The following is a 23,084-nucleotide window of genomic DNA, read 5'->3' on the forward strand; positions in this document are numbered from 1 at the left end:
TCCCTATTTATAGGCAAAATAGCAGTAAGTGTGAGCCGGCTTAAGATCTCGGAAAAACTCCTCTAAAATTTGGTCTCCAAAATCGGTTAAACGGTCACCGGCTGATGACTGTCCTGCTCTAAATCGGGTAATATTGTCATCTGCATTTCTCACATCCACTCGCCACATATACCCCAAGACTTCTGTCGGTGAGTTTTGGATGGGTATATCACCGGCGTTGGGTAAATCATTGGCTAAAGGTGAGAACTCTTTGATCTCAATACGGTAGCCGATAGACTCGGCAAGCTGAATAAAATAAGGGATAGACAGCCCACCTACCGCATTAAGCTGGATAATGACCCGCTTTACACGGTCGCTATAAGATTTGGCAAAATCGGTAGTAATACCGCAAACACGCTCCCAATCTGCCAACATCGTGCGAGACGTGGCTGGGTCAATAGCTGCAAGCATCTCTTCCGCACTTGCTTGTAAGCGGTCAAAGCAACGTCCATCAATCTCACATTGAGCAGTAAAACGCTTACCATTAATGTCGTAAGATACAGGGGGATAAAGCCGCTTTAAAATATCGGCGTGAGCATAATCTGCCATTACCTCATCTCCTCAACGGTAACATTACCCAACCTAAACCACTCTACATTTTGTGATAAGTCAGCCGTTAAATTTTCAATCGGTGTGGTAATTTTGCGATCTATCACACCAATTAAATCACTTACGATTGCCTCACATTGCGACACAATTACGCTGTCGGCAGGGGCTAAATGATTAAAGTAATCACCTAAAGCAGTTTTAATTTCGGTGGTAATTGCACTTAAACTCACGCCGCTTAATTTTACTTTAATGGTAAAATTTACCCGTCGTGCTGTTGGTTTAATTACCTTTGCCTCTTTGGCAGTAACCGGGCGGACCTCATCAATATAGGCTTGCACCTTATTGACAGTCTCATCGCTAGGCAAATCATTGTTACTGGTAATAACAATATCTACTGTCCCTAAACCACGCCGGAGAGGATACACAAATGCAGCCTCTACACCGTCTACATCTAATGCCCACTCTTTATAGTCGTAACGGTTTCCGCCTGCAGGTGGTCGGCGGATGCGATTCAGTAACCGCTCAAGTAACGAGCTATCACTTTCGGCATCTGTACCGCCGAAAATCTCACGCAAAGTACAGGCTGTTTGCACACCTGCAGGAGCAGAGGTAAAATTAGCTGGTGTAGATGTAATAATGTTTTGATTTGCACCTGTACTAAGCGAGCGTACTTTAAGAGTGGTAGAAGACGCACTAATCGTTCCTGCTTCAATCACCTCATAAAATCGTCCATCCGCAGTCATAACCTGTTTACCTACTTCAATTTTTGCACCAGCATTGCCAAAGACCTCAAGCCCCAAGCCACTCGCATAGGTGGCGTTACGGCGTTTAATGCCTCGCAAACTGGCGTGCTTTTCCAAAAACTCGCTATCTGCCGTATCCGGGAAAAATTGCTTAATTGCCCATTTTTGATGAGCGTACACACCTTCTGCCACCGCAGCCAAACTACTGGCTCGGGTATAATTATCCGAATCCACCGACACATCGGCATTGGGTTCAAGCGAGACCATATCCCTTAAAATATGGTCTCTAATCTCATCTAAAGTGGGCGTAATAAACATTTTTTAAATCTCGTTTAAATCACTTTTACTGCGTGTTTAAATTGATAGGTTTTGCCACGGTTATCTGTAACTTGGATATTAAGATTTAACGAGCCATCTTTTGGCTGCTCGTGCGTAACCGTAATGCTTTTAGCCCGACCATCATCAATAATTGGTTGCAAAGCCTCTTCGGCGTACTGTTGGGCTAACAGCCCCACACGGCTTAAATCTTTTTCACGACTAATAAGATGGAGCAGAGACCCCAACGTCCCATCTGCCCACCACGAGCCTTTAGGGGTTGTTAATCGGATATACACAGCATTTTGCAGTGTATCTATTTTTTCACTTGTATAGTCCCGAGTGAGCGGGCTGATTTCTCTGTCCATATTGCTATGATAGAGCTGATGAAGAAAGGAGTAAGGGGGAAGGAGTTCCACAAACAGCAAGCGGTCGTTTTCTGCAAAAAATTTGCAAAATTAGACCGCTTGTAAATTAGCTATTTGGTTTGCCACGACCATCACTTTGATGGGTATGATTTTTGAGGGATACCGAACCGGCAGTCACGTCTCCACTTGTTTTAAAGCTACCGCTGGTTTGGCTTACGTTACCGCTAAAGCTCGCACCATTTCCACCTTGTACAGCCATTCCACCGTTGCCGCTGATTTGCCCTTGCGAAACAAACTGCTGGTCGGTTTCTAGCTTCGGAGTTTTAAAATTCGCCCCGCTGCTTGCGGTAACAGAATATTGCTTGCATTTAATATTAAATGTATCGCACTCAATATCAATGACCCGTCCATTTTTTAAAATGATGGTCGAGCCACTAGAGTCATAAATCGCTGTCTCACCATTTTTTAGATTTTTGACCCGAAACGAGCCGTTTTCGGTCGCCACAATAATGCCGTGCGTGGTTTTACCGCCTAATGGAATCACCACCGCTTGCGTACCGGCAGGAGGCACAGAGGTAAAGCCAAAGTGCTGCATTAGCTCTAAGTCTTGGATAGTCTCATCAGCCAAACCGGAAACTTGCACCTGCTGAATATCGCTGCCACTTTTGACTAAATTTAATACCCCCCTAAAAGCAGCTCGCACGCTATCTTGCACACCTTTTGCCACCTCTTTTGTCTGTTTTGCTAATTTTCGCATCATACTTATTGCCCCAACTCCCACGAGCCTACATATTCCACTTGTTCTTTTTTCTTACGCCCTTTTTTGCCTTTCTTACCTTTACGCTTACGAGCCTCTTCCGCTTTAGCCTGATAAGCATCAGGTGTCCACACGCCATCGAGCTTTAACCGCAATTCGGTGGTTGTGCCACCTGAACGAGAAAGCCTAAAACGTCGTCCCATCAAAAAGAAAATACCATCTAAATCGTACTCCTCACACACAACGTGAACCCGTTGTCCTGCTTGCCATAGCGTGCCGTCTTGGGTTTTATGATCCGGCACAATAATTGTGAGACTAAACGATTCTAACTGCCAATCTGACACCTGCTTTTTCGCCTGTTTCATCAAGGCTTCAAGGTTCTCCACATCGCCTAGTACAATAGTTTTAGGCTTATAAAGCTCCATTTCATCGTTTTTGTAAACCCACTTAAAATCGTGCTTGGCGTTATCTGACTCTGTACCGTGCTTTTGAGCTAAAAAAGTTACCTCTGAATAGCTTTGCGACACATCGTAAGAAAGTGTGGCATCCACAAAGTTATTTTTGCGGGTATCGCCGGACTCTTTCACACAGTAGAGCGTGGCGACAGGCGGTTGAGCGTAATCCGCTCCGCCCACAATCAACACACCTTTCGGATCAAACCAACAATGCAAACCGGCGGAGTTGGCACACCGCATAATTGCTTCCCACGCCGACTCGCCAACATCAATATCCACCTTGCTCAGCGTCGGGTTTTTCTCGGCTTTAAGTTGTACCTCTTTAATGCCGAGCGGATTAACAATTTTTTTAACAGCATCAAGCAGCGATAAACCCTGCACATTGGTAATCGGGGCAGTGCAATCCACCAAAATAGAGGCTTTATCACGTCCATTTAGGCTAAATCCACGCCCGCTTTTGCTAATAGTGTGGTGTGTAGTATCCACAATGCCGGTAAGCACTGTTTCGCCGTTGATTTTAACCACCGCCGTTTTGCCCGAGTAATTTGGCAACACCTCTAAATTACTGGATTTACCCAACTCAAAATTGAAACTATCGGCAGGGATTAAAAAATCGCTGTCAATATCATAGCTTTTCCAGTTTTTATGCTGTGAGCCGTCAATTTCCACCACAATCTCATTTTCAATCATTTCCTACTCCGAATAACAATTTAACAATGTGGCACGCTCAATAAAATTCGGCTGACGGATTTGAGGGTTAAGCCGTAACAACTCATCAGAGCGACTATAATCACCATAAAAGGCGTGAGCCACTTGTGGTAATGTGCCGCTAACTTCCACATTTCTCACAACTAAAGGCGGTTTTTGGTTAATCGCGGATAGGGCAATCTGCATTAATTCGTGGCTGCTATCCCGTAACACCTCACTCAACTCGTGCATTGCGGTATAAAGCCCGTTATTTGGCTCATTAATAGCTATATTTTGCTGAGAATCCTGCTGCATTTTACGCACTAAATTCAGGCTTTTAAGCAAGGATAGGCGAGCTTGAGTAGTGATATACTCAATATCTGCCGGGGTCATTTCCTCCGCTTGAGCCTCAATAATTTGTACCGCACTTTGAGTCAAAATTGCGGAACTCATCAACTGCAAAGCACAGGTTAAAACTTGCAAGTCCGAGCGAGTAAACTGAGTGCTTAAATAACTACCTTGGTTTTGTCGTTCACGCTGTTTAAAAAACTGAGCTGCTGAAGTAATCCGCTGTGTCTGTTTTGTCTCCAGAAAACGAGGGATTTTAGCCACTGCATCAAAATCTCGCATAAGATCGTTAAATGCTGATTTAACACCCAAATTGGTGCTAAATTTGTATTTATCAGCTGCTTGCTTAAATACCTTAAAAAATAAACCAATTGCATCGCTGCTTTGTGGCAAAAACGAGGCTTTAGTTACCCCCAACCGCAAATCATAGAGGCTATTATCAAAATCCAATAAACTAAATAGCTGCTCCCCCATATAAAAAATAGCAGACCATTGCGACAGCAAACGCTTTTTAACATTATGAGCTGCCACCACCATTTCCATATTTTTTGCCCACCAAGCGGTTACTTTTTCCACAAAGTTTTCAATTTGCAGCAAAAACTTATCAATACGAGAGAGCAGACTGTTCTCAAACACAAAAATCGGCTGCATTTCTGAGGCTTCGGCAAAATTAAGGTCGAGCGACACATAATTCACATTCTCTGCATCGTGGCGAAGGTTTGCCGAGAGTAATAGCATATTTGGCATACGCCCACGCACAGGGTGGACTAAGACCCCCGTACCTCGCTTTTGCACCATTGCTAAAAAGGCTTGATAGTCGGCATAATACCCCTCGCCAAACAATACCGCTTGTAGCCGTACTGTTTGTTTATTGAGCCCCATATCCTCTAAATCAGCCCCATTCACAAAAGGGTAGGCGTGTTCAACTACCGCTCGCTCAAAGCTATCATCTACCGCAAGCACATCAAAACGTACACCTTTAAAACTTGCCTGCTGAATAGGCATTGTCCAACCGCTCATTACGCCATCCTTTTGTTAAAATTAAACTGATATTCAGCCACTTTTTCGGCTACCACCGAACCGTCCAACTCCACAGTGATTTGATTTGCAATCGTATGAGATTGCGAGGCAAGCCCTGCCTCAATCCCAGCTGAAATCGTTGCCCCAAAAGCCTGAAAGTCGGCTTGATAGGTGGATAGGGTTTGAGTAACCGAATCAACTTTAGGGCGTAACTCCTGTGATACTGCTTGCTGTAAATTTGGGATTGCACTAAGCACTCCTTGCATTGCACCTGTCGCAATATTAGGTACTGCAGGATGTGGAGTAATCTGTGGTAATGTAGGCTTAAAATTCGCAACATTATGTGCCACAGTACTTGCTACACTAGGTAAATAGACCGCAGATGCTTGTTTAGCCTCATAAGACTTAATATCTTTCCGATACTGCTCAAGGGTTTCATTGCTGCGAAAAAAAGAATGAAAACGGCTACCTAAAATCTCTTTTTTGTACTCGTACATTTTACGAGCTTGATAATTAGGGTCGTTTAATTGTGCTTTTCGCTCCTCACTCATCGGAGCTTGGTCTCCGTGTAGCATTGTGGCAACGCCCGCAACACTTGCAAACGAACCACCGACTGAAAGTAATTTACCTACTTTGCCTTTACCCCCACCGGCTTTTGATGATTTATCCAAAACATCACCAATTAGTCCGCCCTTGTCTTTTTTACCGGTTAATAAATCAAGCACACTTGATGCAGCAAGTGCTGCTCCAAAAATTTTAACGGCATCAGTCGCACCACTCACAAACTGGGTTAAATTAGGGTATTGGTTAGCATAATTAGTTAAAAGTTCTGCTAAAGAGCCTAATACACCGTTTACTTTCTCAAAATTCTCCATTTGAGCAAATTCAGTTGTATTTTTTAATGATTCAACTTTATGAGAATTAGTATCCCGAATAACAGCGTGAGAGGTTTCAACAGCTCCTTCACTATTCTGAATATCTTTCTGTACTTTTTCACCTAATTGAACATTATTCTTTATCCCTAATAGAGCCATTAATGCTTGGCGATCAGAAATAATTTCTCCAATTGCCGTACCTTCAACTAAGTTTGTTAATTCATTGAATAAGCGTTTCTGCTCTTCGCCTTTAGCAGTTTTAAGTTTAGCTTGTAGTTCTTGATAGCGTTTATCACTCCCGACAACGTCATCCATAATAGACATAAAAGCCTGCAAAGAGTCTTGTCCTTTTCTCTTGTAATGCTCCATAGATTTTGCCAAATCAATACCTTTGGTTTTACCCGTTTTCGGATCTTTATATTCAATATTTTTAAAACGCTCATTTGTTTCTTTAGCTGTAATCTTACCAAGCAGATTTACCAGATTATTACCTGCCTCATCGCTTGTACCGGCAGTGACACGAGCCTGTTGGTTTGCAATTAAAAGTCGCTCAAAGCCCTCAATACCACTCAAACCGGCTTGTTTTGCAGCTGCCATTTGTTGAGGCAACCAACTTGCCATATTTGCAAGCTCAAAACTACCTGCTTGCCCGGCTGCAACAGCCATATCTAAGACTCGCCCAATATCCTCTTCTTTAATCCCAAATTGTTGCATTGAGGAAATAGCAATTTGAGCCATATCATTTGCACTCGCCCCTGTTGCAACCGCACCTTTCTGCAACGTTGGGAGTAAATTAAGGGCAGTTTCAGTAGAAACAGCACCGGATGCAAGCAAAGCATCTAATGAGCTTAACGCCTCTTCTTTTGTGCCACCACCTATACTTGTCGCTTTCTGTACGGCATCAAGTAGTTCTTTCTTCCCATCAATACGTCCCTTAACATCACGGTCTGAAAAGGCGGTATTCGCCACCATCGCAAGCTGTCTGTCAAATTCCATTTGATTTTTGGCAGGTTGGCGAGCCATTGCTGCACCTGCAATAATACCCACCCCCACATTCCTTAATCCACGCCCTAACTGCCCGGCTTTATCTCCAAAACTCGTTTTCCCCAATTCCGCATTCAATTCTTGCACACGTTTCTTTGTTGCCTCTGAGGCTCGGCGTAGCTCATTTTGCGAGGCAACCCCCGAGCGTTTTAAGCGGTCATAGGCGGCACGGGTTTGTTCAATTTCACGCTGAATAGCATTTTCCGAACGAATATCCAACACTTCACGGGCAGCATTAACCTTGCGAATATTGCGATAACTTTGTTCAAGTTTTCTATGTGCAGTTGTCGTTTCATTAGCTACTTTCTGTGCTACCTGTGTTTGTGCATTACCACTTTGTTGTGCGGCTCGTTCGGTATCCTTAAAGGCTTTTTCTGCATTTTTTGCGGTATCTTTAACCACCTTTGAGGCATTATCCACCGCAGTTAAAATCAGTTTTGCATTTAATTCTTTTGCCATTTTTAAAGTCTCATTAAAATGATTTTAAAGTACAAAAAAGGGGCTTTCGCCCCTATTCAATTTTGCCACGCCGAGTAAAGACATAGCTTTCGTGTTTCACTTCACTATTCGCACCCATTGGGCTATGCGGTGTTTTTACGCCCTCACTCTCCAAGTAGCTCTCAATCCACGCAAATACCTCAAGCAACGGCATTTGCCACACTTGCTCGGCGGTGATTGCAAATTTTGAGAGTAAAATCACCGCTTGTCGGTACTGCTTAAAGGCTTCCGCTACGCCAAATCGGGATTTACCGGGCTTTCGCTTTGGCTCTCCCCATTTTCTAACCGCTTTTTTCGCAACTCCAACGTTGCCTTAATCAACGTCCAATAGTCATCAGCGGCAAGGTTATCAAACAAAAATTGAGGGGTAACGGTTTCTTTGTCTAAGCCATCAAAGCTCACTTGCTGAGAAAGATAAGCCATATCAACCAACGTTTGCTCACGCTTTGATAAGGTTTCAGAGTCTTCCTCAAGCCCTAAATCAGCCACCATTTCTTGGGCGGTGCATTGACCGCCCATTGTCAGCAGCCGCACCGTGCAATCACGATAGGTTACGCCGTTATGCTCTAAACCGAGTAGGGTGATTTTCATTATTCTTCCACCTTACGTAATGCGTTAAGCTGAATATCACGCACCGATTCGCCATCAACGGTGTAAGATTCGCTCACATCAGTACTAAAACAACCCAAATAAGAGGTGCGTTTTTCGCTATTATTGAGCGGATAACGGGTTAATTTCGCATTTTTGATATTAGCCCAATCAATATAAGTACCGTCTTGCGGCTCAACGGCGGTTACTGAAATGGTATGCTCTTCAATACCTTGCGAATAACCTCTCGCACGCCCCGAACTATTCATTGTTTTAACCAGCTTGCGACCTGTTACGGTTTTGACATCAAGTTTGGTAATTTCAATTTCAACGCCGTCCACCTCAAGCACGCACGAGCCTTCATATACAATCGACATCTAATACCCCCTATAAAATTAACGTAATTTTGTTGCGGATAACGTGTAAGCCATTGACCACATCAGCAGGAATTTCTAAATCCAAGTAAGTCGGGTCTTGAGCGTTACGCACCACCAATAAGCGAGACTTCCACGCTTCCACGTTTTCAATCACTTCCTCGCCTTCGAGCTGATAAAGCACGTCTAAAATTTCCGAACGCACTTTCGCCACAATACGGCGCGAGTTTTTCGCACGAGGAAAACGCAAACGCTGACGGGTTTGGATTGCTTTACGCACATAATCTAACGTGCGAATAGTGGTTAAATCCAAATAGCTTGGGTCGTCCGTATTGGTGGCGTTTTTGGTGTAAGTGGTAATCGCACGGGTAATCTGCACACGGCTTGCCACCACCTCAATCGGGCTTAAGCCGTGATACAATGCTTGGTTTACTTCGGTAAATAGCGGTTTCTGTGAGTCATCTACCACCGTTAAACCTTTAATTTCAAGGGTATTCAACGGGCGAGCAGGATCTTCCTCACCCGCAATCACTGCACCAAGCCCTGCCGCAATCATTGCATTCGATTCGGTCGCACCTTTATACCAACCTACGATGATTCGCTCACTATTCAGGCTTGCGGTTAAGGTTGTGCCGGTGGCATAAGTGCCACGCCAACCCATCACGCCGATAGCCGGCTTATCTTCAATAGGGGCAGAAACCGACTCTAAATGGCTACGCAACGCAAGGGCATTTTCTTCATCAGAGAAAGGCGAAATAATCACGTTATAATGCGTACCAGCCACACTTGCCAATGCTGGAGCAAGTTGAGCATTACGCTGACCATTTTCAAATGCACGAGCTTCAAAGGTTAAACCTGTTGCGGTGTTGAGTGTTGCAAGCGTGATTTCATTGCCGATTTCGCCTTTCGCTTTTGCAGTGAGTCTCAGCGTGGTTTCGCTCTCCACACTTGCCACCACAGGGCTATAGCTTGCCGCATTGATCACATTCACCAAACGAGCAACGATAGCTTGAGCCTCTTCGCCTTTTGCAGCTGCCACCTCATAAGCCGTACCTGCAATCGTAATACGTACCACACCGGCATAAGTTACCGTACCGGTAAAGGTTACTTTACCTACTGCCGCAATACCGGCATCGTGGTCTTTCAAACCTACCACCGTTAAGCGGATTAAAGAGTTATTTTGGATTGCTTGACGAACCATTAAATGAGCCACCGAGCCTTTACCAAATAAGGCTTCTGCCTCTACATCGCTAAATAACTTATGCGGTGCAGTAAAAGCAGCATCACCGCCTGTCATCGGGGCAATAATCAACACTTCTTGCTCATTGTTCGGTAAGGTAGTGACGGCATCTTTATTATTGTATTCGGTCAGCACACTTGGTTTACGAATACTATTCGGGATTTGGTCAAATTCAATTTTAGACATTGCTTACCCCCTTGTCTTTTGTGCCTTTAGGCTCATTGCCTTTCACGACAATCAAATCGCCATCGGCAATGCGGCGTTGGTAGTAAAGGGTGTTTTCTACCTCAACGACCTCTTGTTCAATATAGTGATGCGGACGGTTCTCAACCGGCACACGCACCCCTTTAGCGGCTTTAACCTTTAGCATTTTTTACCTCCTCATAGCGTTTTTGTGCCAACAAATACCCTTCAAGCTCCCAGATTTTTGAGACTGCCTTGGCATGAGCGACACTTTCGCCAATCTCTACATCAAAGTTGGCTACATCTAAACAGGCACTTTCGCCAGTGACTTTATAACCATTTTTGAGTGTTAATACGCAAATTGTTAATGTGCCATTAACAACATATTGCTCATTAACAATCACACCTTTAATGTCATCAATAGTGAGTTTATTTTTCATTTTTCCTCGCTTACCACCGTAACTGCGGTGGCTGCATTGTTATTCGGGTCAAAAATCCGATTATTAAAGCCCGATAAATCGCCTTGCGGCTTATCTAGCTTGCCTTGGTACTGCTTAAAGATTTGCTCATTCGGCTCAACCCCTTCGGGGTATCTGCCATCATCAAGCACTTTGCACTCGTTGTAGCTGATCTCAAATTCGATGGCATAAGCAGAGAGTTTCTCTTTCTTTACTTCCGCATTATTCCAAATGGTGCGGATTCGCTTGGGTTGGATAGGGTGAACTAAACCGCCTAAGGTCTGATTAATCAGCAAGGTTTTTACTGCCCCCAATAGCTGATTAACACCGACCTCACGACTTGTTACCCCACCTAAACGCCCGGCGGTCTGATTTCGCATTGAGCGGGTAATAACCAACACCACAAACACATCGGTGGTTTGATAGCGTTTGCCCCTTACCCCCATTGATTTAGCCTCAAACACCGAGCCACCGTAAGAGACAAGGCAAGCCGGCAAACGGCGAACATCTAACTGCTCATCGTTAATTTCTCCGGCATAACCGGCAACGGCATACACCATTTTGCCTAAGCCCAGCGTTAAACGCTCAATCAAGGCTTGCTCAATTTTGCTAATCATCTGCGGTCTCGCCCCCAAATACGGTTCCCCCCATTGAAAAACTGCACCGTGTTTTCACCATCTGCCGATTCAGCGGCAGCCTCTTCATCCAAACTCAATGACACTATGCCCTTAGAGATGTTTTCCAGCTCTTTTAAGCAAAGTTTGTAGCGGTTTTCCACCTCTTCGGTCATCGTTACTAATGATTTGCTGGTTAAATGATAACGAGCCAAATCACAGCAAATACGCTTTAAATTTTGCGGCACAGTCTTTAATGGTAGGCGGTAACGTCCACTTAAATAGCCATCAATTTGGCTGGACGAATCCGCTAAAGCTACTTCAAGAGTCGCTTCATCAACCACGCCTACCATTTCACGGTCGGTTAGCTCAATGGATTCCTGTTCGCCAATTCGCAACACGAAATCATCAACCAACGCATACATTACGCATTACCCTCAACAACAGGCACAAACTCCAAATAAGGGTCGTTAGCTAATGTGATAATCTGCTCATCAGTTAAATCAGCACGAGCAATTTCCACCGCCGTTTCTTTGTTAAAGCGATAACCACAACGCCCATAAGTTGCCTGTGGGTGGATAGATTTCAGCTTGATTTCAAAGGCGATAGGGTCAATCACCGCACCGTCAGTTTTTGTTTCACCTTCAGGTGGTTGCGGTTGCTCATCAGCCTTAACTTCATCTTCAGGCGGAGTGTTTTCCTTTGGGTTCAAGGTTTCATCGTCTTTTTTCTTACGACTCATATTGCTATCCTCTCAAAAGGGGCGTATTGCTACGCCCGATTAACTTGTTATTCTGCAATCTGAGCAGAAACTGCGACTTTCAGCACTCCTTTTAACGGATTGCTTGTGCCATTAATAATATCTGCCTCAACCAACTGGCGAGCTGCATACTCAAGAGCCGGTGGCACTAAAATTGTGCTTGGGCGGATGTTCAGCAACTTGCCACCATCACCTTTAAGCATACGCATCTTAGCAATAACTGCCATCACAGTTTCTGCATTCAGCTCTGAGTTTTCTACACGATGGATAAGCTGCCAGAAACCGAAACCGGCATTACCACGAGCACGTACACCCCATAAATATTCATCTTCCATAAAGACGGTGTCAGATTTTGAAGGGTCAAACTTCGTTTCAATTTCAGGCTTAGTGCGTTCTTGCCAAATTAACGGCTTAATCGCATGGGTATCGTCTAAAATATAAAATGCAGGCTTACCGCTTGCTGCACCGGTGGTAATATTGCTTTGGGTTTTGCTTGTGCCTGTACCGTCCACGTTTTCGTAAACAGGGTGGTCGGTGTCGAAGAAATTTTGACCGTCATAGCAAAGTGTCGATTTACCTTTTGCCAATAAACTAAACACTAAGTCATCCGGCAATTCCGCCGCACTTTGACCGGCTTGTTGTACAACCGGGGTAAATAAGCCAACCTGATCGTCTTCAATATCGGTGCGGGCAATGCTGACGGTCGATTCAAAGGTTTTATTTTCAATCGACATCGCTTCCGCTTGCATTTTCTTGATTTGGCGTTTACCTACCCATTCACGCATTTTCGGGAATTGACCTAACCAGCCGTAAGTATTGGTTTTTGTCGAAGAACTAATCTTCATTGCCACCATTTCCCATTGCGGTTTAATTAAGGCTAAACCTGCACCAAATTCTTTTTTAAAAGCCGTATCTAAGGCTTGTAATAATTCTGATTTTTTAAACATTACTTCGCTTCCTCTTTGTATTTTTGAGCAAATTCATCAGGCGTTAAGCCCAACGTCTTAGCAGTTGCAATTTCCGCAGCCGATAACGCCACTTTCTCCGCACCTTTATTCGGGTCTTCACCGCCCGACTGCGTACCGTTTAATGCAGGGTTAGGTGTTACCGTTTTCAAAAAGTCCGATAACGCCACTAAATTCTGCTTACCTAAATTCTCCGCCCACTCTTTTTGAGCAGGTAATAAACGACCATCAGAGAGAGCAGTTTGGATTAACGCATCACGCTCTTTGTCGTTCATTTGCTGTTTTAAGCCATTTAATTCTGACTGCACCGCTTGTAAATCACTTAATGCCACATATTTAGCAGGGTCGGGGTTATTCACTTTGGCTGATAACGCCACAACATTGCCTTTCTCTTTGGCAAGCTCGGCATACACATCGCTCAACGCCACAGGGCTATCGCCTTTGGCTTTATCCAGTGCGGTCAGCTTTTCGGTAATCTGCTCATCGGTCGCATTTGCCGACAATGCAAATAATTTAATTAAGAGTTCTTTCATTTTTGGATTTTCCTCCTCGGGGGTTAAAAATTTGGCAAATTGGCTAGACATCGCAACCACCTCTTGCAGATTATGCAAGGCAGGGCGGTTAGTTAAGGCGGCATTAAGTACCTTAATTACCATTCCGCTGCCGTCTGTCAAAAACAGCGGTGAGAGGTAGCGGTAAACGCCGTCTTTAATCTCTTGAGTGGCTTGCGGTGTCCAACGTACATCGGCAAACAAGCCTTCGCCCGAGATATATTCCGCTTTGGTAATCCAACCCGCAGCAGGGTTGCCTTTGCCATTGTCTTGGATATACAAAGTCTGATGCTCATAATCAATCATCAGATCAATCGCAGTATTGTTAATATCATCGGCTAACGCATAGCCATTCTCGTCACCTACATACCAACGTCCTCCACGCCCGTCTTGAGCCTCAAACCAACCAAAAGGGAAAAGTTGAATACGTCCGTTTGCCTCTTGGTTGAGTTTAAAACTCAATGCAATGGGGTTTAGTTTGAATTTATGCTTAAACACAAAAACACCTCAAAACAAATTAATGAGGTTAGAGAATAAATAATTGAGAAAAAAGAAAAGAGGGGAGCAACTTCCACAAATTGCAAATTTTTAGGAAAAAGCAACCGCTTGGAATTAAGAAAGAAAGGCAACCTGTTTTAAAACGCTTTAAATCCGCTTTAAAAAATTTTAAAAAAGAAAGAATGATAAATCATACCACATAAAACAAAAACGCCCCTAATCGTTAATTTGGGGCGTTTTATGGGGGCATTTTAAACCTAACCGAGCAACTTTTGCCAATAGTCCTGCACATCATCCAAAATATCTGCCTCATCTTGCTCTGTAAGCTGTAAAAACGGACGGGCAGGAATTTTCACTTTCCGACCACGCCCAGCCATTCCGCCAAATTGGTGGATAGCCGCATAAGGCTCATTTGTACCAACTACCGCAGAATCATTATCGTAGTCTCTGGTAATGCTACTCATCAGATTTTCAGTATCCACAAGTGGCGTACCCTCACGATGTTTAATCCCCAACCACGCAGGGCGACCGCCCACATCAAAGTTAGTCAGCACCGCCGATTCCATTGTGCCGGCGATATTCCGCATCAGGTCGGTTTTATCTTTGGTCTTGTCGGCAATACGGTTGAGAGTAGCAATAATCTCATCAATGCCGTGAATTTGGATTTCAATCATAGTTCACTAGGCTCTGTCTCAGGGTAATCATCAATTAATCGCCACATTACTAAAAGAGATGAAAAACTATCTACCCCTGTTTTGTAACGGTAAAGCAGAGCATCTTTTACCTTATCTTTATCGTGCCAAGCTATGGTTTTAGGTGCGTAATCCTGCCATCCCTCTCCAAAAATTTCGTTCATTTTTTCATTATATTGCTTATCCATTTCCACTCTCCTATATTGATTTTTAAAATAAACGGGGGTATATTCGTTAGACGGTTATTAGAAAAGCGGTGATAATCTCCCTACCGCAGCCTATTTGAGATGGCTAGTCCTGCTCAAATGACCGAGAGCGTGTGTAAGTGATCGGGAGCCTTACCTAATAACCGTATTTTTTAGCAATAATTTATCCAACTCTTTTTGACCGATTTCCCTTGTTGATACAAGAAATAACTCGCTAAACTCTTCTAAATACTTCATAACAACTAAGATGCGGTAGTTTTCAAAATTTCGTACAAAGCTAAAATTTTTGCCATCTTGCAAAATATGATCAGGCTGAAAAATTACATCAGGAATATTTGCATACACATCAAGCCCAAAATCCTGCCCCTCACGACTATTAAACTGCTTAATCAGCGTATCATCAGATAGCCACACCGTAGCCACTTTGCTATCAATCTGCTTTTGCGTTTCCTCACTTAACCGACCTGCCGCAAATTTAAAGTTCTGATTGAGGGCATTTCGCACCTTAACCATCTCATCGGCGGAGAGTTTTTTATGGCTGCCTTTGGCTTGATTTACCGCATCTTCTAGCTTCTTAAAAGCCTGCTTAAACTCGCCCCCAGCCATCTCCGCTTTCGCAAACTGATGAGCCAACTTCTCGGGGTATAAATCCAAATTCGGCTTATAAGTCAAACGTCCCACATTGTAATCAAAGCCCTTGTCAGCAAGCCGCACCGTGCCGTCCGGTAATTTAAAGCCGATAGTCTCTTCTTTATTGCCCAGCTTATCTTTCGGGCGTTTTGCTTTCACCAAAAACGGCTCACTACTGCCGACCTCATCAATGCCTTTACGTTTTAAATCACGCTCACCCAGTGCAATCACCGTACAACGACAATTAAAACCGTTTGGTGGGTAAAAGGTCGCCCAAAACGGATCGTCATAACGATAAATTTTGCCGTTTAACGCTTGATGAGCAGGGCGGGTGCGTTGGTCGCCTACCGCCGAATACTGCCAATAAGGGCGATTATCCACGTTTTCCATATACCGCTGATAACGAGCCGCAGAATAAGCCTGTTGCATATTGGTGCGATAAATCGTATTCAAACGGCGAGGCGTGCCGAAATGCTCACCGGTTTTGGGGTCGGCAAGCAATTTGCCGTCTATGCCACGGCTAATCGCTTTGTCGTGTCCATACACCCAGCCTTTTCGCTCAAATTCAGCCGTAAGCGTTTTCTTCCACTCATTAAAGGATTTCCCCTCACGCCGTGCTTTTTCCATCGACTCATAAATATCACGAGTCATCTCAAGGCTTGTCATCTTACTAATAGTGGTGGCTCGCCCAAGAGCAGAGTCAAACAGTTCCTGTTTAAACACTTTACTTGCAAGCAACTTCTTCTGCCGCAAAAACTCAATCGCCTGCTTAGGCTCTAGCCCAATCGCAAAATTAGCCTTCGGCATTGGCTGCCCCCAATAAATCCGCTAAAAATAACGCATTGGCTAAATAGCGATTATGATCTTCACTCACTAAATCAGGGTAGGCTTCTGCCAGTTTTTCCGCCGCCTCATCATAAGAGCTACACGCCATTACCACCGCCACCGCCTTTTTTGTGATAGGGTCAAATTGGGCGTTAAAATCCGGCACGGAAAAAGCCTCGTCTGCCAAATCATCTAAGGCATCTTGCTCTTTAATGCCCGTTTTGGTTTGGGCCGACAAAGCGTGAACCTTGCCCCCACAACCGCAAGAGCAATTTGCAATTTTTGCCGATAATCCCACCGCTTGTGGTGTGGCAGAACGCCCTAACACAGCTTCATTTTCTTGGGCTTCAGGGATGCCGAGCTTATCCATCGCCCATTGCACAGGGATAGGCATTCCAATGTCCACCAATTTTGGCAAGCTATCAGCAAATAACGCCAAGTCTGCCGGTTCTTTGGTGTCAAACTCAAAGCTCGGGATACGATTTGGATCAACCCCTGCAAAGTTAATTTGCAAAAATGGCAGAATAATTTGTTGGGTAAAAGTTTGCCCTAACTGTTTTACATCAGAGACCAACAAATCACGGCGTACCTCGTTATGTACATTGCCAAGTGCATTCGTTGAGGTTTTACCGTCCGCACCGCTGGTTAAGGTTTGCCCCAAAATCAAGCGTGCAATGGATTTTTCACACCAATCCACCATTTGCAAAAATGGGTTATTACCTGCTGCACCGCCTGCGTTAGCGGCGTTATGCAGCTCAATACTCATCGACTCCGGCATAATCCCTGCGGCGTTGTGTCCGATTTCCGCTAACGCACGCTTGAGCGTATCTTTCTCGCCTTTAGTTGCACCTGCCCCATATTTACCAATACGGATAGGCATACCGTACAACTCCAAAAACTCCGCAAAATCGTGAATACTGTAATGCTTAAACATATACAGCCACGCCAACGTGCGGAATAAGTTATTGCGTGCTGCTTGGGTCGAGCGAGATTTATGGGTATGCACCACCCAGCCCATTTCACGCAACGGCTCGCCGTTTGGGTTATCTTTGGTTTTGAGCAATAGCTGATCGTCTTTATCCCACTTAAACCACGACTGCGGGCGGTGGCTAAACACCATAGGCAACCAATGCGTGCCGTTAAACACCCATTCGATTTCCAATGCAGAAAAGCCGTGCCCCACCGCATCCATACAGTCCATCACCAAATCTTCAAAGTTGCCGAGTTGATAAAATAACTCATCCACCTCATCACGCAGTTTTTCTTCTTGCGGTGTGGCATTGCGAGGGGCAACAATCGCCCAATCCACGCCCAGTGCAGCACGTTTTCGGGTCTGAATATTGGCAAAAATAGAGCTATCACGCTCTTCAATATCCATAAATAATTCGTGCTGAGCGGTAATATCACCATTTTCCGCATCCTCAAAAATGCTTTTCATTTTTGCCGGGGTAATAAAATTGCTCGGGTGGTCGGAGAGAACTCGACCTGTTGCGGTAATTTCGGCTAAATCCGTTTGCAATTCTTGATTTTTAATCGGGTTTAAATTCGGTTTAGCCTGTTTTTTATGCTTCTTTTTTGCCATTTTAAATTCCTAATACTATAAAGCCCCCTCTTTAATTAAAGAGGGGGTTGGGGGAGATTTTAATGCCGCCACTTACTTCCACCATAGTCGTCATCATCCACACTTTCCCACTCAATCGGGGCAGAAGAACTCACGGCATTTCGCCACAACATTTCCAGAGCATCGGGTCCATCATCGTGATCTGCTTTCGGAAAATGCCGCAACTGGCTCTCTAACGTGGATTGCGAGCGGTGGAGTAAAATCAAACCGTTAGCGATATGCGGTTGTAGGCTCTCAATGCGTAACATCTTGTCGCTGTTCGGCTTGGTGGCGGTTGCCGGTACAGGCTTGCCACGTTGTGCCGAACGTTTAACCAGCTCCGTCTGTAAAAACTCCTGAAACTGCACCGTCTCCACAAACCAGCGGTGGCAGTTATATTGCGAGTGCAACCGAATTACGTCCTCAATAATCAAATCAGGTAATCGCTTTTTAATTTGAGCCTCTACAACGTACAACTTACCGCTCTCACGGTGATAACCACCCACTAAAATCGCCGATGGGTCTCGGCTTGCCCCAGCTTTACCCATTGAGGGGTCTAATGCCCCAAAATAGATTAAATTTTCTGGCAACTCCGTCCAGTATTGGATGCTATTGGCAAAAATCGCATCATCGCCCGAGACTGGGTCGTTTTGATACTCGGAGTCAAAAGAACTATGCCCATCACTAGCACGAATTTTCATTAAATAGAGAATAGGGCGAGCCAACCACGAAACGACAGCCCCTTTATCCATCTCAGCTTTATGTTGCTGATAGAATAGGTCTGAAAGCGTGTCATCATCGCCTTCTTCAGAAAGATAGATATTCTCCCATTCGTCCCATAACGCCATATTGTCAGGGAAGCGTAAAATGGCTTTAAAATGGGCTTTTTTCCAACCTTTCGTTTTTAAAACTCGGTTAAGTACGCTGTCATAATGTAGAATTGTGCCGACATAAATCACATCGAACTTTTCGCCTGCTGCACCTAATTTCAGTACGGCATTTAGCACCCAGTTATGCAACTTGTTACGCTGTTCAGGGGTTTGCACCATTTCATCATTTTCAATATCATCAAGCACGACTAAATCAGGACGATAAGCCCCGTGTCGGCGACCACGCAATTTCTGCCCTGCACCAACCGCTTCAACTTTCTGATTTTTACTGGTAATAATTGCCCCAGCACGCCATACTTTACCGGCTCCCAATTCAGGAAAATCAACCGCTAAACGAGGGTTTGATTCAATCTCCACCTTAATCGCCTCAAGCATACCGTAAGCCTGCTCACGGGTATCCATTGCAATAATGATGTAACGTTTCAGATCGCAAACCATACACCACAAAGGGAATAACTGAGTACAAATCGTCGATTTTGCCTCACCACGAGGGGCTGCAATCGCTTGGCGAACTGACTTGGAAAGATCACTTACCGAAAGTGGCAAATTCTCGAATAGATAATGGTGCAACTGCGATTTATGCTCAGAACGCACATAGTGCGGAAAATAAGCCTGCACAAAATACTCAAAGCCGGAAACAGGGTCTAAAACCTTCTGTCGGCGTTCGCTAATAGCTTTTGGCGTATCGTCCCAGCCTTCAAAACTCGCTTCAATATTACGTTGTAGCTGTAGCCGTAGGGCTTCCAGTTCTTTTTCAAATTCTTTAATTTTCATAAATTACATACAAGCTGCGATAAGCAACAACCAGCCCCAACCGTCTGTACCGTTGAGCATTAGTTTTATTGCTCCGAAAATACAAGCAAGTTGGACAATCCAACGGAAAGAGTAATGCTTATGCACTACAGTTTGTTTTTTCTTAGCCATTACTTAAACTCCTTTTTAAACTGCACTTCTAAATCGTCCAGCATTTCCAAAAAGTCAGGTAATAAATGCGGTTTCTTGGTTTTGACGATATTCGCCATCATCTCAATCGCACGCATAGCGGTTGCCATTGCACTTGTTTCAGGCAATAGCTTTTTACTCGATGCCGTCATCTTTGCAAATGAATCAGCCAAAGCAGATAACGCCTCCACCTTCGCTGCGGTTGTCATCTCCGTGTTTTCCTCAAGCTCCGTCATTAAGGTGCGGTACTTAATTAAAAAACCGGCTAATAAGCCTTGAGCGATATTCTCAATGCCACCGCTTGCCATTGCTTGCACATCACGGGCTTTTTCCCAGTTATCGCCATTCTTTTCGGCTGTCGATTTCCAACGGCGAGCTGTGCCGAACGACACCCCTGCACGTTCAGCAGCCATTTCAAGGCTTAAGCGGTCAAATACATAGGCTTGCCGAACGGCTTTCTGTACTTCAACATCGTGTGCCATACGCCCTCTACATACCAAATTTCAAGCGTAATAACTCAAAACCCACTGCAACAATGCCACCGCCTACACCACCGGCAATGATGGCATCACGGCGATTTTTGCGTGCCATTTCATTTACGAGGCGTTGTGTGGCTTGAATTTCACGGTGTAAGCGTTCAATTTCTTCATTTTGCTTATCCACCTTGTCATTCAGCTCGTTTAATCCGCCTAAAATCAGGTCTAATTTTTCCGAATCGGTTTGTTTATGTTTTTTACGGCTCATTACTTATCCGCCTTTTTATCTAACTTGCTATTAATTTCTTTTACGGAGTTAAAAATATCATCCAGTTTTTCTCTCACCCCCCGATTAACCTCGTGAGCAAGCTCTTTCGATTGGTATTTACTCTCCATTTCTGCTTTTAGCTCTTTTACCGTTTGCTCATTACGGTTGATACGATCAAATATGACCTTGCCTACAAACGCCACTAACGGAGCAACTACAAAAGAGATCAGCATCTGAAACAGTTTTTCATCAATCATAACGCCCCCTTTTGGCTCGCCCGACAGGGTGTTTATTACCTTGTGCCACCGCCGCACGCACCACGTTATGCAGTTCTGCAAGGTCAGGACGGCGGCGGTAAAAACGCCATTGTTGCCAACGTTGTCTCAATTTTTTAATTAACGTCATTCTTGCAAACTTCCTCATAGGTCAGATTGTGTGCAAGCACTTGGCGTTTCGTTTCCAACGTGTCGGCACGGCTCGGATAAATCAGGCTGAACGCCGTGCAACCCGTGGTCGTCACGGAAGTAACCGTGCTGGTGCAACTGCTCATCAACGGCACTAGGCTGAATACGGCGAGTTTCATTAACGTGTTTTTGCTGGATTTTGGCATTTTTAACCTCTGCATTTTTTTGTTGAATTTCGACCGCTTGTTGCTGTTTTTCAGCCTCCAAAGTAGCGGTCTTTTTACGTTCTTGTTTTAACTGCCAGCCTTTAAAAAACGCATAGGCAATTACTGTGCCAATCACACCGATAAAACCGACAATTTGTTGAGTAATCATTCTTCATCTCCCTTTGTTCGGTCTTTTTTTAACGCACTTACCACGCCTTTTGTGGCAGGGCTGCCTAATACGCAAATGCCGGCATAGGCAAACCACCAATCAGAAATAAACGGCTTATCAGCAACATAAGCGTGGATCAAAATGCCCGATAGCACTAACCAGCTCATAAACTGGATAAAACCGGTGGTGCTGGCTTTCCCGTCTTTATTGGTAATTAAATCAAGTAAAAACTGTTTCAAGGGTTATTCCTCCGCCGTGTCTTTGGCAAAATAACGCAAATTGCCCGCCATTCGATTAATCCAACCTCTGCCAAAACGGTCAAAGTGTTTGAGTTTGGTATAGAACTCAAGGCGTTCTGCCTGAAATAACAAGCCCACATCCGCCACCGAATAACGTTCAATCGCAGCCAAAGTGACTTTGCCGATAATGCCATCATCAGCCACATCCACCGCACGTTGCAACATACGGCTGGCATTGCCCGAACCGTGGTTCACACAGGCATCTAAAAACTGAAAAGCCAACTCAGGCGGGAATTGGTCGCAGTTATAGCGTTGCCAAAAGGCTTTAAGGTAAATAGTTTTGGCATCTGCACGGCTCATCGCACGCATAGAGCCTGTATAGCCATTCGCACGGGCAGTATGGAGAGTGATACCCCAATTTGTTTCGCCACCGGGGTCTTTCGGGTCATTCACATAACCACCCTCGTGTCCGATTAAGCGGTCAAAAGCTCGGTTAAAATCGGCAAGGGTTGCCTTGGTTTTGGTAGGTTCAGTCATAAAAAAAGCCTCTTTAAATACAATGATGATTTAAAGAGACTTTAATGATTTAATGTAAGGTGGGGGAGATGAAAGAGTTCCACAAATTAAAAGAGTGAAGTTTGTGTAATAGGCTGCTTAGGCTTAGATTTTAAATACCTCACCGCATCCCACGCAATACGGTCGCACACACCATATTTTGAGCAAATCTGCATAATCGCCAAACGACCGCTTATCCCCTCTTGTTCTGTCATTCGGCAGTAATCGGCATAAATCCGCTCATTACGTAATAATCGCAAGGTAGTTTGGCAACGGGGCAAATAAGCCCTATTCGCTTTCAAATAAGAGTGTAATTTTTCTGCATCTTCTTTCCCTAGCACTTCTTCTAATTTTTCAAAATAGACTTTTCCTTTTGAAAATTGGAACGAAAAGCCACCAAAGGCTTTGATTAGTTTTTCAGTTGCAGGTAAACCGATCAAATCGACAATTTCTTTTACCGATTCAGGTAAATAACGTTCAATACTTTCAAATTCAGACATAAAAAATCCCCCTTGAATAATTTCCACAAAAGCCATTATCCAAGGGGGTTATTCAAATCTGTAATACTTACTTAAAAATTTTTTGCAAATTTCAGATAAAAAAAGACCGCTTGTGAAAGCGGTCTTGAAAAGTTAGCATTTTCTAATCGGGATTCTCCAAGCTTCATAACCATATTCCCAAGCATCTAAGAAACGCTCCTCACCTTTCGCTTTAGAGCCTTTTACTCGTCTGAAACGTCTGAAAATATAGCCACAAGAGCTAGAATTATCCTGCTTTTTAATTTCTTTTTTCATTGAAATTTTCCTAAAAAATGAAAAATCCCTTGAAAACTCACGAAAAACAGGTAAAATTTGTAACCAGTTTTCACAGAAGTCAAGACTTGACTTCTGTATTTTTATACAAAAATCCCTTATTCCTTGAAGTATTCAAGGGATTTCGTGGTTAGCTGATATATATAAGGTCGCCAAACTCAAAATATATACCAGCAATAATACAAGCCCTAAGAGGTTTATAGCCTTTTAGGGCTTCCCTTTATCTGCTATTTAACAGATA

The 23,084-nt window shown here is 44.1% G+C and carries 33 protein-coding genes; all 33 read right to left on the bottom strand.

The features are described 5' to 3' along the window. Positions 1-3: 3 nt before the first annotated feature. Entirely contained in the window at positions 4-588 is a 585-nt protein-coding gene (locus X781_RS10020) for a YmfQ family protein (protein WP_025236737.1), read from the bottom strand. Further along, positions 588-1,649, bottom strand: coding sequence for a baseplate J/gp47 family protein (locus X781_RS10025; protein ID WP_025236738.1), 1,062 nt, complete (start codon positions 1,647-1,649; stop codon positions 588-590). Before X781_RS10025 ends, X781_RS10020 begins: the two co-directional genes overlap by 1 nt. A 14-nt stretch (positions 1,650-1,663) precedes the next feature. After that, entirely contained in the window at positions 1,664-2,014 is a 351-nt protein-coding gene (locus tag X781_RS10030) for a phage GP46 family protein (protein ID WP_025236739.1), read from the bottom strand. A gap of 106 nt (positions 2,015-2,120) precedes the next feature. Then, the gene (locus tag X781_RS10035) at positions 2,121-2,771 is read right to left on the bottom strand and encodes a phage baseplate assembly protein V (protein WP_025236740.1); all 651 of its coding nucleotides are present in this window, start codon (positions 2,769-2,771) and stop codon (positions 2,121-2,123) included. Between the two features lie 5 nt (positions 2,772-2,776). After that, entirely contained in the window at positions 2,777-3,916 is a 1,140-nt protein-coding gene (locus X781_RS10040) for a phage baseplate assembly protein (protein WP_038644037.1), read from the bottom strand. A 3-nt stretch (positions 3,917-3,919) separates the two neighbouring features. Next, positions 3,920-5,281, bottom strand: a complete 1,362-nt coding sequence (locus X781_RS10045) for a DNA circularization protein (RefSeq protein ID WP_025236742.1) — start codon at positions 5,279-5,281, stop codon at positions 3,920-3,922. Beyond that, the gene (locus X781_RS10050) at positions 5,281-7,659 is read right to left on the bottom strand and encodes a phage tail tape measure protein (RefSeq protein WP_025236743.1); all 2,379 of its coding nucleotides are present in this window, start codon (positions 7,657-7,659) and stop codon (positions 5,281-5,283) included. The genes X781_RS10045 and X781_RS10050 overlap by 1 nt, the downstream gene beginning before the upstream one ends. A 52-nt stretch (positions 7,660-7,711) precedes the next feature. Next, positions 7,712-7,900, bottom strand: a complete 189-nt coding sequence (locus X781_RS10055) for a hypothetical protein (protein ID WP_005606527.1) — start codon at positions 7,898-7,900, stop codon at positions 7,712-7,714. Positions 7,901-7,929: 29 nt separating this feature from the next. Next, positions 7,930-8,289 carry a hypothetical protein gene (locus X781_RS10060; RefSeq protein WP_025236744.1) on the bottom strand — a complete coding sequence of 120 codons (360 nt, stop codon included), beginning with the start codon at positions 8,287-8,289 and terminating at the stop codon, positions 7,930-7,932. Beyond that, the gene (locus X781_RS10065; RefSeq protein WP_025236745.1) at positions 8,289-8,663 is read right to left on the bottom strand and encodes a phage tail protein; all 375 of its coding nucleotides are present in this window, start codon (positions 8,661-8,663) and stop codon (positions 8,289-8,291) included. The genes X781_RS10060 and X781_RS10065 overlap by 1 nt, the downstream gene beginning before the upstream one ends. Positions 8,664-8,673: 10 nt before the next feature. Next, positions 8,674-10,086, bottom strand: a complete 1,413-nt coding sequence (locus X781_RS10070) for a phage tail sheath subtilisin-like domain-containing protein (protein WP_025236746.1) — start codon at positions 10,084-10,086, stop codon at positions 8,674-8,676. Then, positions 10,079-10,270, bottom strand: coding sequence for a DUF2635 domain-containing protein (locus X781_RS10075; protein WP_025236747.1), 192 nt, complete (start codon positions 10,268-10,270; stop codon positions 10,079-10,081). Before X781_RS10075 ends, X781_RS10070 begins: the two co-directional genes overlap by 8 nt. Then, on the bottom strand, positions 10,257-10,523 hold the full coding sequence (locus tag X781_RS10080) for a Gp49 family protein (protein ID WP_025236748.1): 267 nt from the start codon (positions 10,521-10,523) through the stop codon (positions 10,257-10,259). The genes X781_RS10075 and X781_RS10080 overlap by 14 nt, the downstream gene beginning before the upstream one ends. Further along, positions 10,520-11,158, bottom strand: a complete 639-nt coding sequence (locus X781_RS10085) for a DUF1834 family protein (RefSeq protein ID WP_025236749.1) — start codon at positions 11,156-11,158, stop codon at positions 10,520-10,522. Before X781_RS10085 ends, X781_RS10080 begins: the two co-directional genes overlap by 4 nt. Then, positions 11,155-11,580, bottom strand: a complete 426-nt coding sequence (locus X781_RS10090; RefSeq protein ID WP_025236750.1) for a gp436 family protein — start codon at positions 11,578-11,580, stop codon at positions 11,155-11,157. The genes X781_RS10085 and X781_RS10090 overlap by 4 nt, the downstream gene beginning before the upstream one ends. Next, positions 11,580-11,897, bottom strand: a complete 318-nt coding sequence (locus X781_RS10095) for a hypothetical protein (protein ID WP_025236751.1) — start codon at positions 11,895-11,897, stop codon at positions 11,580-11,582. Before X781_RS10095 ends, X781_RS10090 begins: the two co-directional genes overlap by 1 nt. A gap of 47 nt (positions 11,898-11,944) precedes the next feature. Beyond that, positions 11,945-12,862, bottom strand: a complete 918-nt coding sequence (locus X781_RS10100; RefSeq protein WP_025236752.1) for a Mu-like prophage major head subunit gpT family protein — start codon at positions 12,860-12,862, stop codon at positions 11,945-11,947. Continuing rightward, positions 12,862-13,929: a phage protease gene (locus X781_RS10105; protein ID WP_025236753.1), complete on the bottom strand. Its 1,068-nt coding sequence runs from the start codon at positions 13,927-13,929 to the stop codon at positions 12,862-12,864. Before X781_RS10105 ends, X781_RS10100 begins: the two co-directional genes overlap by 1 nt. 257 nt (positions 13,930-14,186) lie before the next feature. After that, complete coding sequence (locus X781_RS10110; RefSeq protein ID WP_025236754.1) at positions 14,187-14,603, bottom strand: phage virion morphogenesis protein; 417 nt, start codon at positions 14,601-14,603, stop codon at positions 14,187-14,189. Continuing rightward, complete coding sequence (locus X781_RS10115) at positions 14,600-14,809, bottom strand: hypothetical protein (RefSeq protein WP_038644039.1); 210 nt, start codon at positions 14,807-14,809, stop codon at positions 14,600-14,602. The genes X781_RS10110 and X781_RS10115 overlap by 4 nt, the downstream gene beginning before the upstream one ends. A gap of 150 nt (positions 14,810-14,959) precedes the next feature. After that, on the bottom strand, positions 14,960-16,264 hold the full coding sequence (locus tag X781_RS10120; protein WP_025236756.1) for a phage minor head protein: 1,305 nt from the start codon (positions 16,262-16,264) through the stop codon (positions 14,960-14,962). Beyond that, positions 16,251-17,864 carry a DUF935 domain-containing protein gene (locus X781_RS10125; protein ID WP_025236757.1) on the bottom strand — a complete coding sequence of 538 codons (1,614 nt, stop codon included), beginning with the start codon at positions 17,862-17,864 and terminating at the stop codon, positions 16,251-16,253. Before X781_RS10125 ends, X781_RS10120 begins: the two co-directional genes overlap by 14 nt. 59 nt (positions 17,865-17,923) lie before the next feature. Next, entirely contained in the window at positions 17,924-19,546 is a 1,623-nt protein-coding gene (gene terL, locus X781_RS10130; RefSeq protein WP_025236758.1) for a phage terminase large subunit, read from the bottom strand. A gap of 3 nt (positions 19,547-19,549) precedes the next feature. Continuing rightward, on the bottom strand, positions 19,550-19,696 hold the full coding sequence (locus X781_RS12430) for a hypothetical protein (RefSeq protein ID WP_006248651.1): 147 nt from the start codon (positions 19,694-19,696) through the stop codon (positions 19,550-19,552). Further along, positions 19,696-20,196: a DUF1804 family protein gene (locus X781_RS10135; protein ID WP_025236759.1), complete on the bottom strand. Its 501-nt coding sequence runs from the start codon at positions 20,194-20,196 to the stop codon at positions 19,696-19,698. The genes X781_RS12430 and X781_RS10135 overlap by 1 nt, the downstream gene beginning before the upstream one ends. Positions 20,197-20,203: 7 nt before the next feature. Beyond that, entirely contained in the window at positions 20,204-20,458 is a 255-nt protein-coding gene (locus tag X781_RS10140) for a hypothetical protein (protein ID WP_025236760.1), read from the bottom strand. Then, the gene (locus X781_RS10145; RefSeq protein ID WP_025236761.1) at positions 20,458-20,715 is read right to left on the bottom strand and encodes a hypothetical protein; all 258 of its coding nucleotides are present in this window, start codon (positions 20,713-20,715) and stop codon (positions 20,458-20,460) included. Before X781_RS10145 ends, X781_RS10140 begins: the two co-directional genes overlap by 1 nt. Continuing rightward, positions 20,708-20,863 (bottom strand): hypothetical protein, encoded by a 156-nt coding sequence (locus tag X781_RS12435; RefSeq protein ID WP_200865313.1) that lies wholly within the window; start codon positions 20,861-20,863, stop codon positions 20,708-20,710. Before X781_RS12435 ends, X781_RS10145 begins: the two co-directional genes overlap by 8 nt. 14 nt (positions 20,864-20,877) lie before the next feature. Further along, on the bottom strand, positions 20,878-21,237 hold the full coding sequence (locus X781_RS10150; protein WP_038644040.1) for a DUF2681 domain-containing protein: 360 nt from the start codon (positions 21,235-21,237) through the stop codon (positions 20,878-20,880). Further along, the gene (locus tag X781_RS10155) at positions 21,234-21,476 is read right to left on the bottom strand and encodes a DUF2644 domain-containing protein (RefSeq protein ID WP_025236762.1); all 243 of its coding nucleotides are present in this window, start codon (positions 21,474-21,476) and stop codon (positions 21,234-21,236) included. The genes X781_RS10150 and X781_RS10155 overlap by 4 nt, the downstream gene beginning before the upstream one ends. A gap of 3 nt (positions 21,477-21,479) precedes the next feature. Further along, entirely contained in the window at positions 21,480-22,013 is a 534-nt protein-coding gene (locus X781_RS10160; RefSeq protein WP_025236763.1) for a glycoside hydrolase family 108 protein, read from the bottom strand. 86 nt (positions 22,014-22,099) lie between these two features. Beyond that, a complete protein-coding gene (locus tag X781_RS10165; RefSeq protein ID WP_025236764.1) occupies positions 22,100-22,531 on the bottom strand; it encodes a hypothetical protein in 432 nt (143 codons plus the stop codon). Between the two features lie 132 nt (positions 22,532-22,663). Beyond that, positions 22,664-22,825: a hypothetical protein gene (locus X781_RS12440; RefSeq protein ID WP_005822924.1), complete on the bottom strand. Its 162-nt coding sequence runs from the start codon at positions 22,823-22,825 to the stop codon at positions 22,664-22,666. Positions 22,826-23,084: the final 259 nt, after the last annotated feature.

The organism is Mannheimia sp. USDA-ARS-USMARC-1261, assembly GCF_000521605.1.
GTDB classification, from domain to species: domain Bacteria; phylum Pseudomonadota; class Gammaproteobacteria; order Enterobacterales; family Pasteurellaceae; genus Mannheimia; species Mannheimia indoligenes.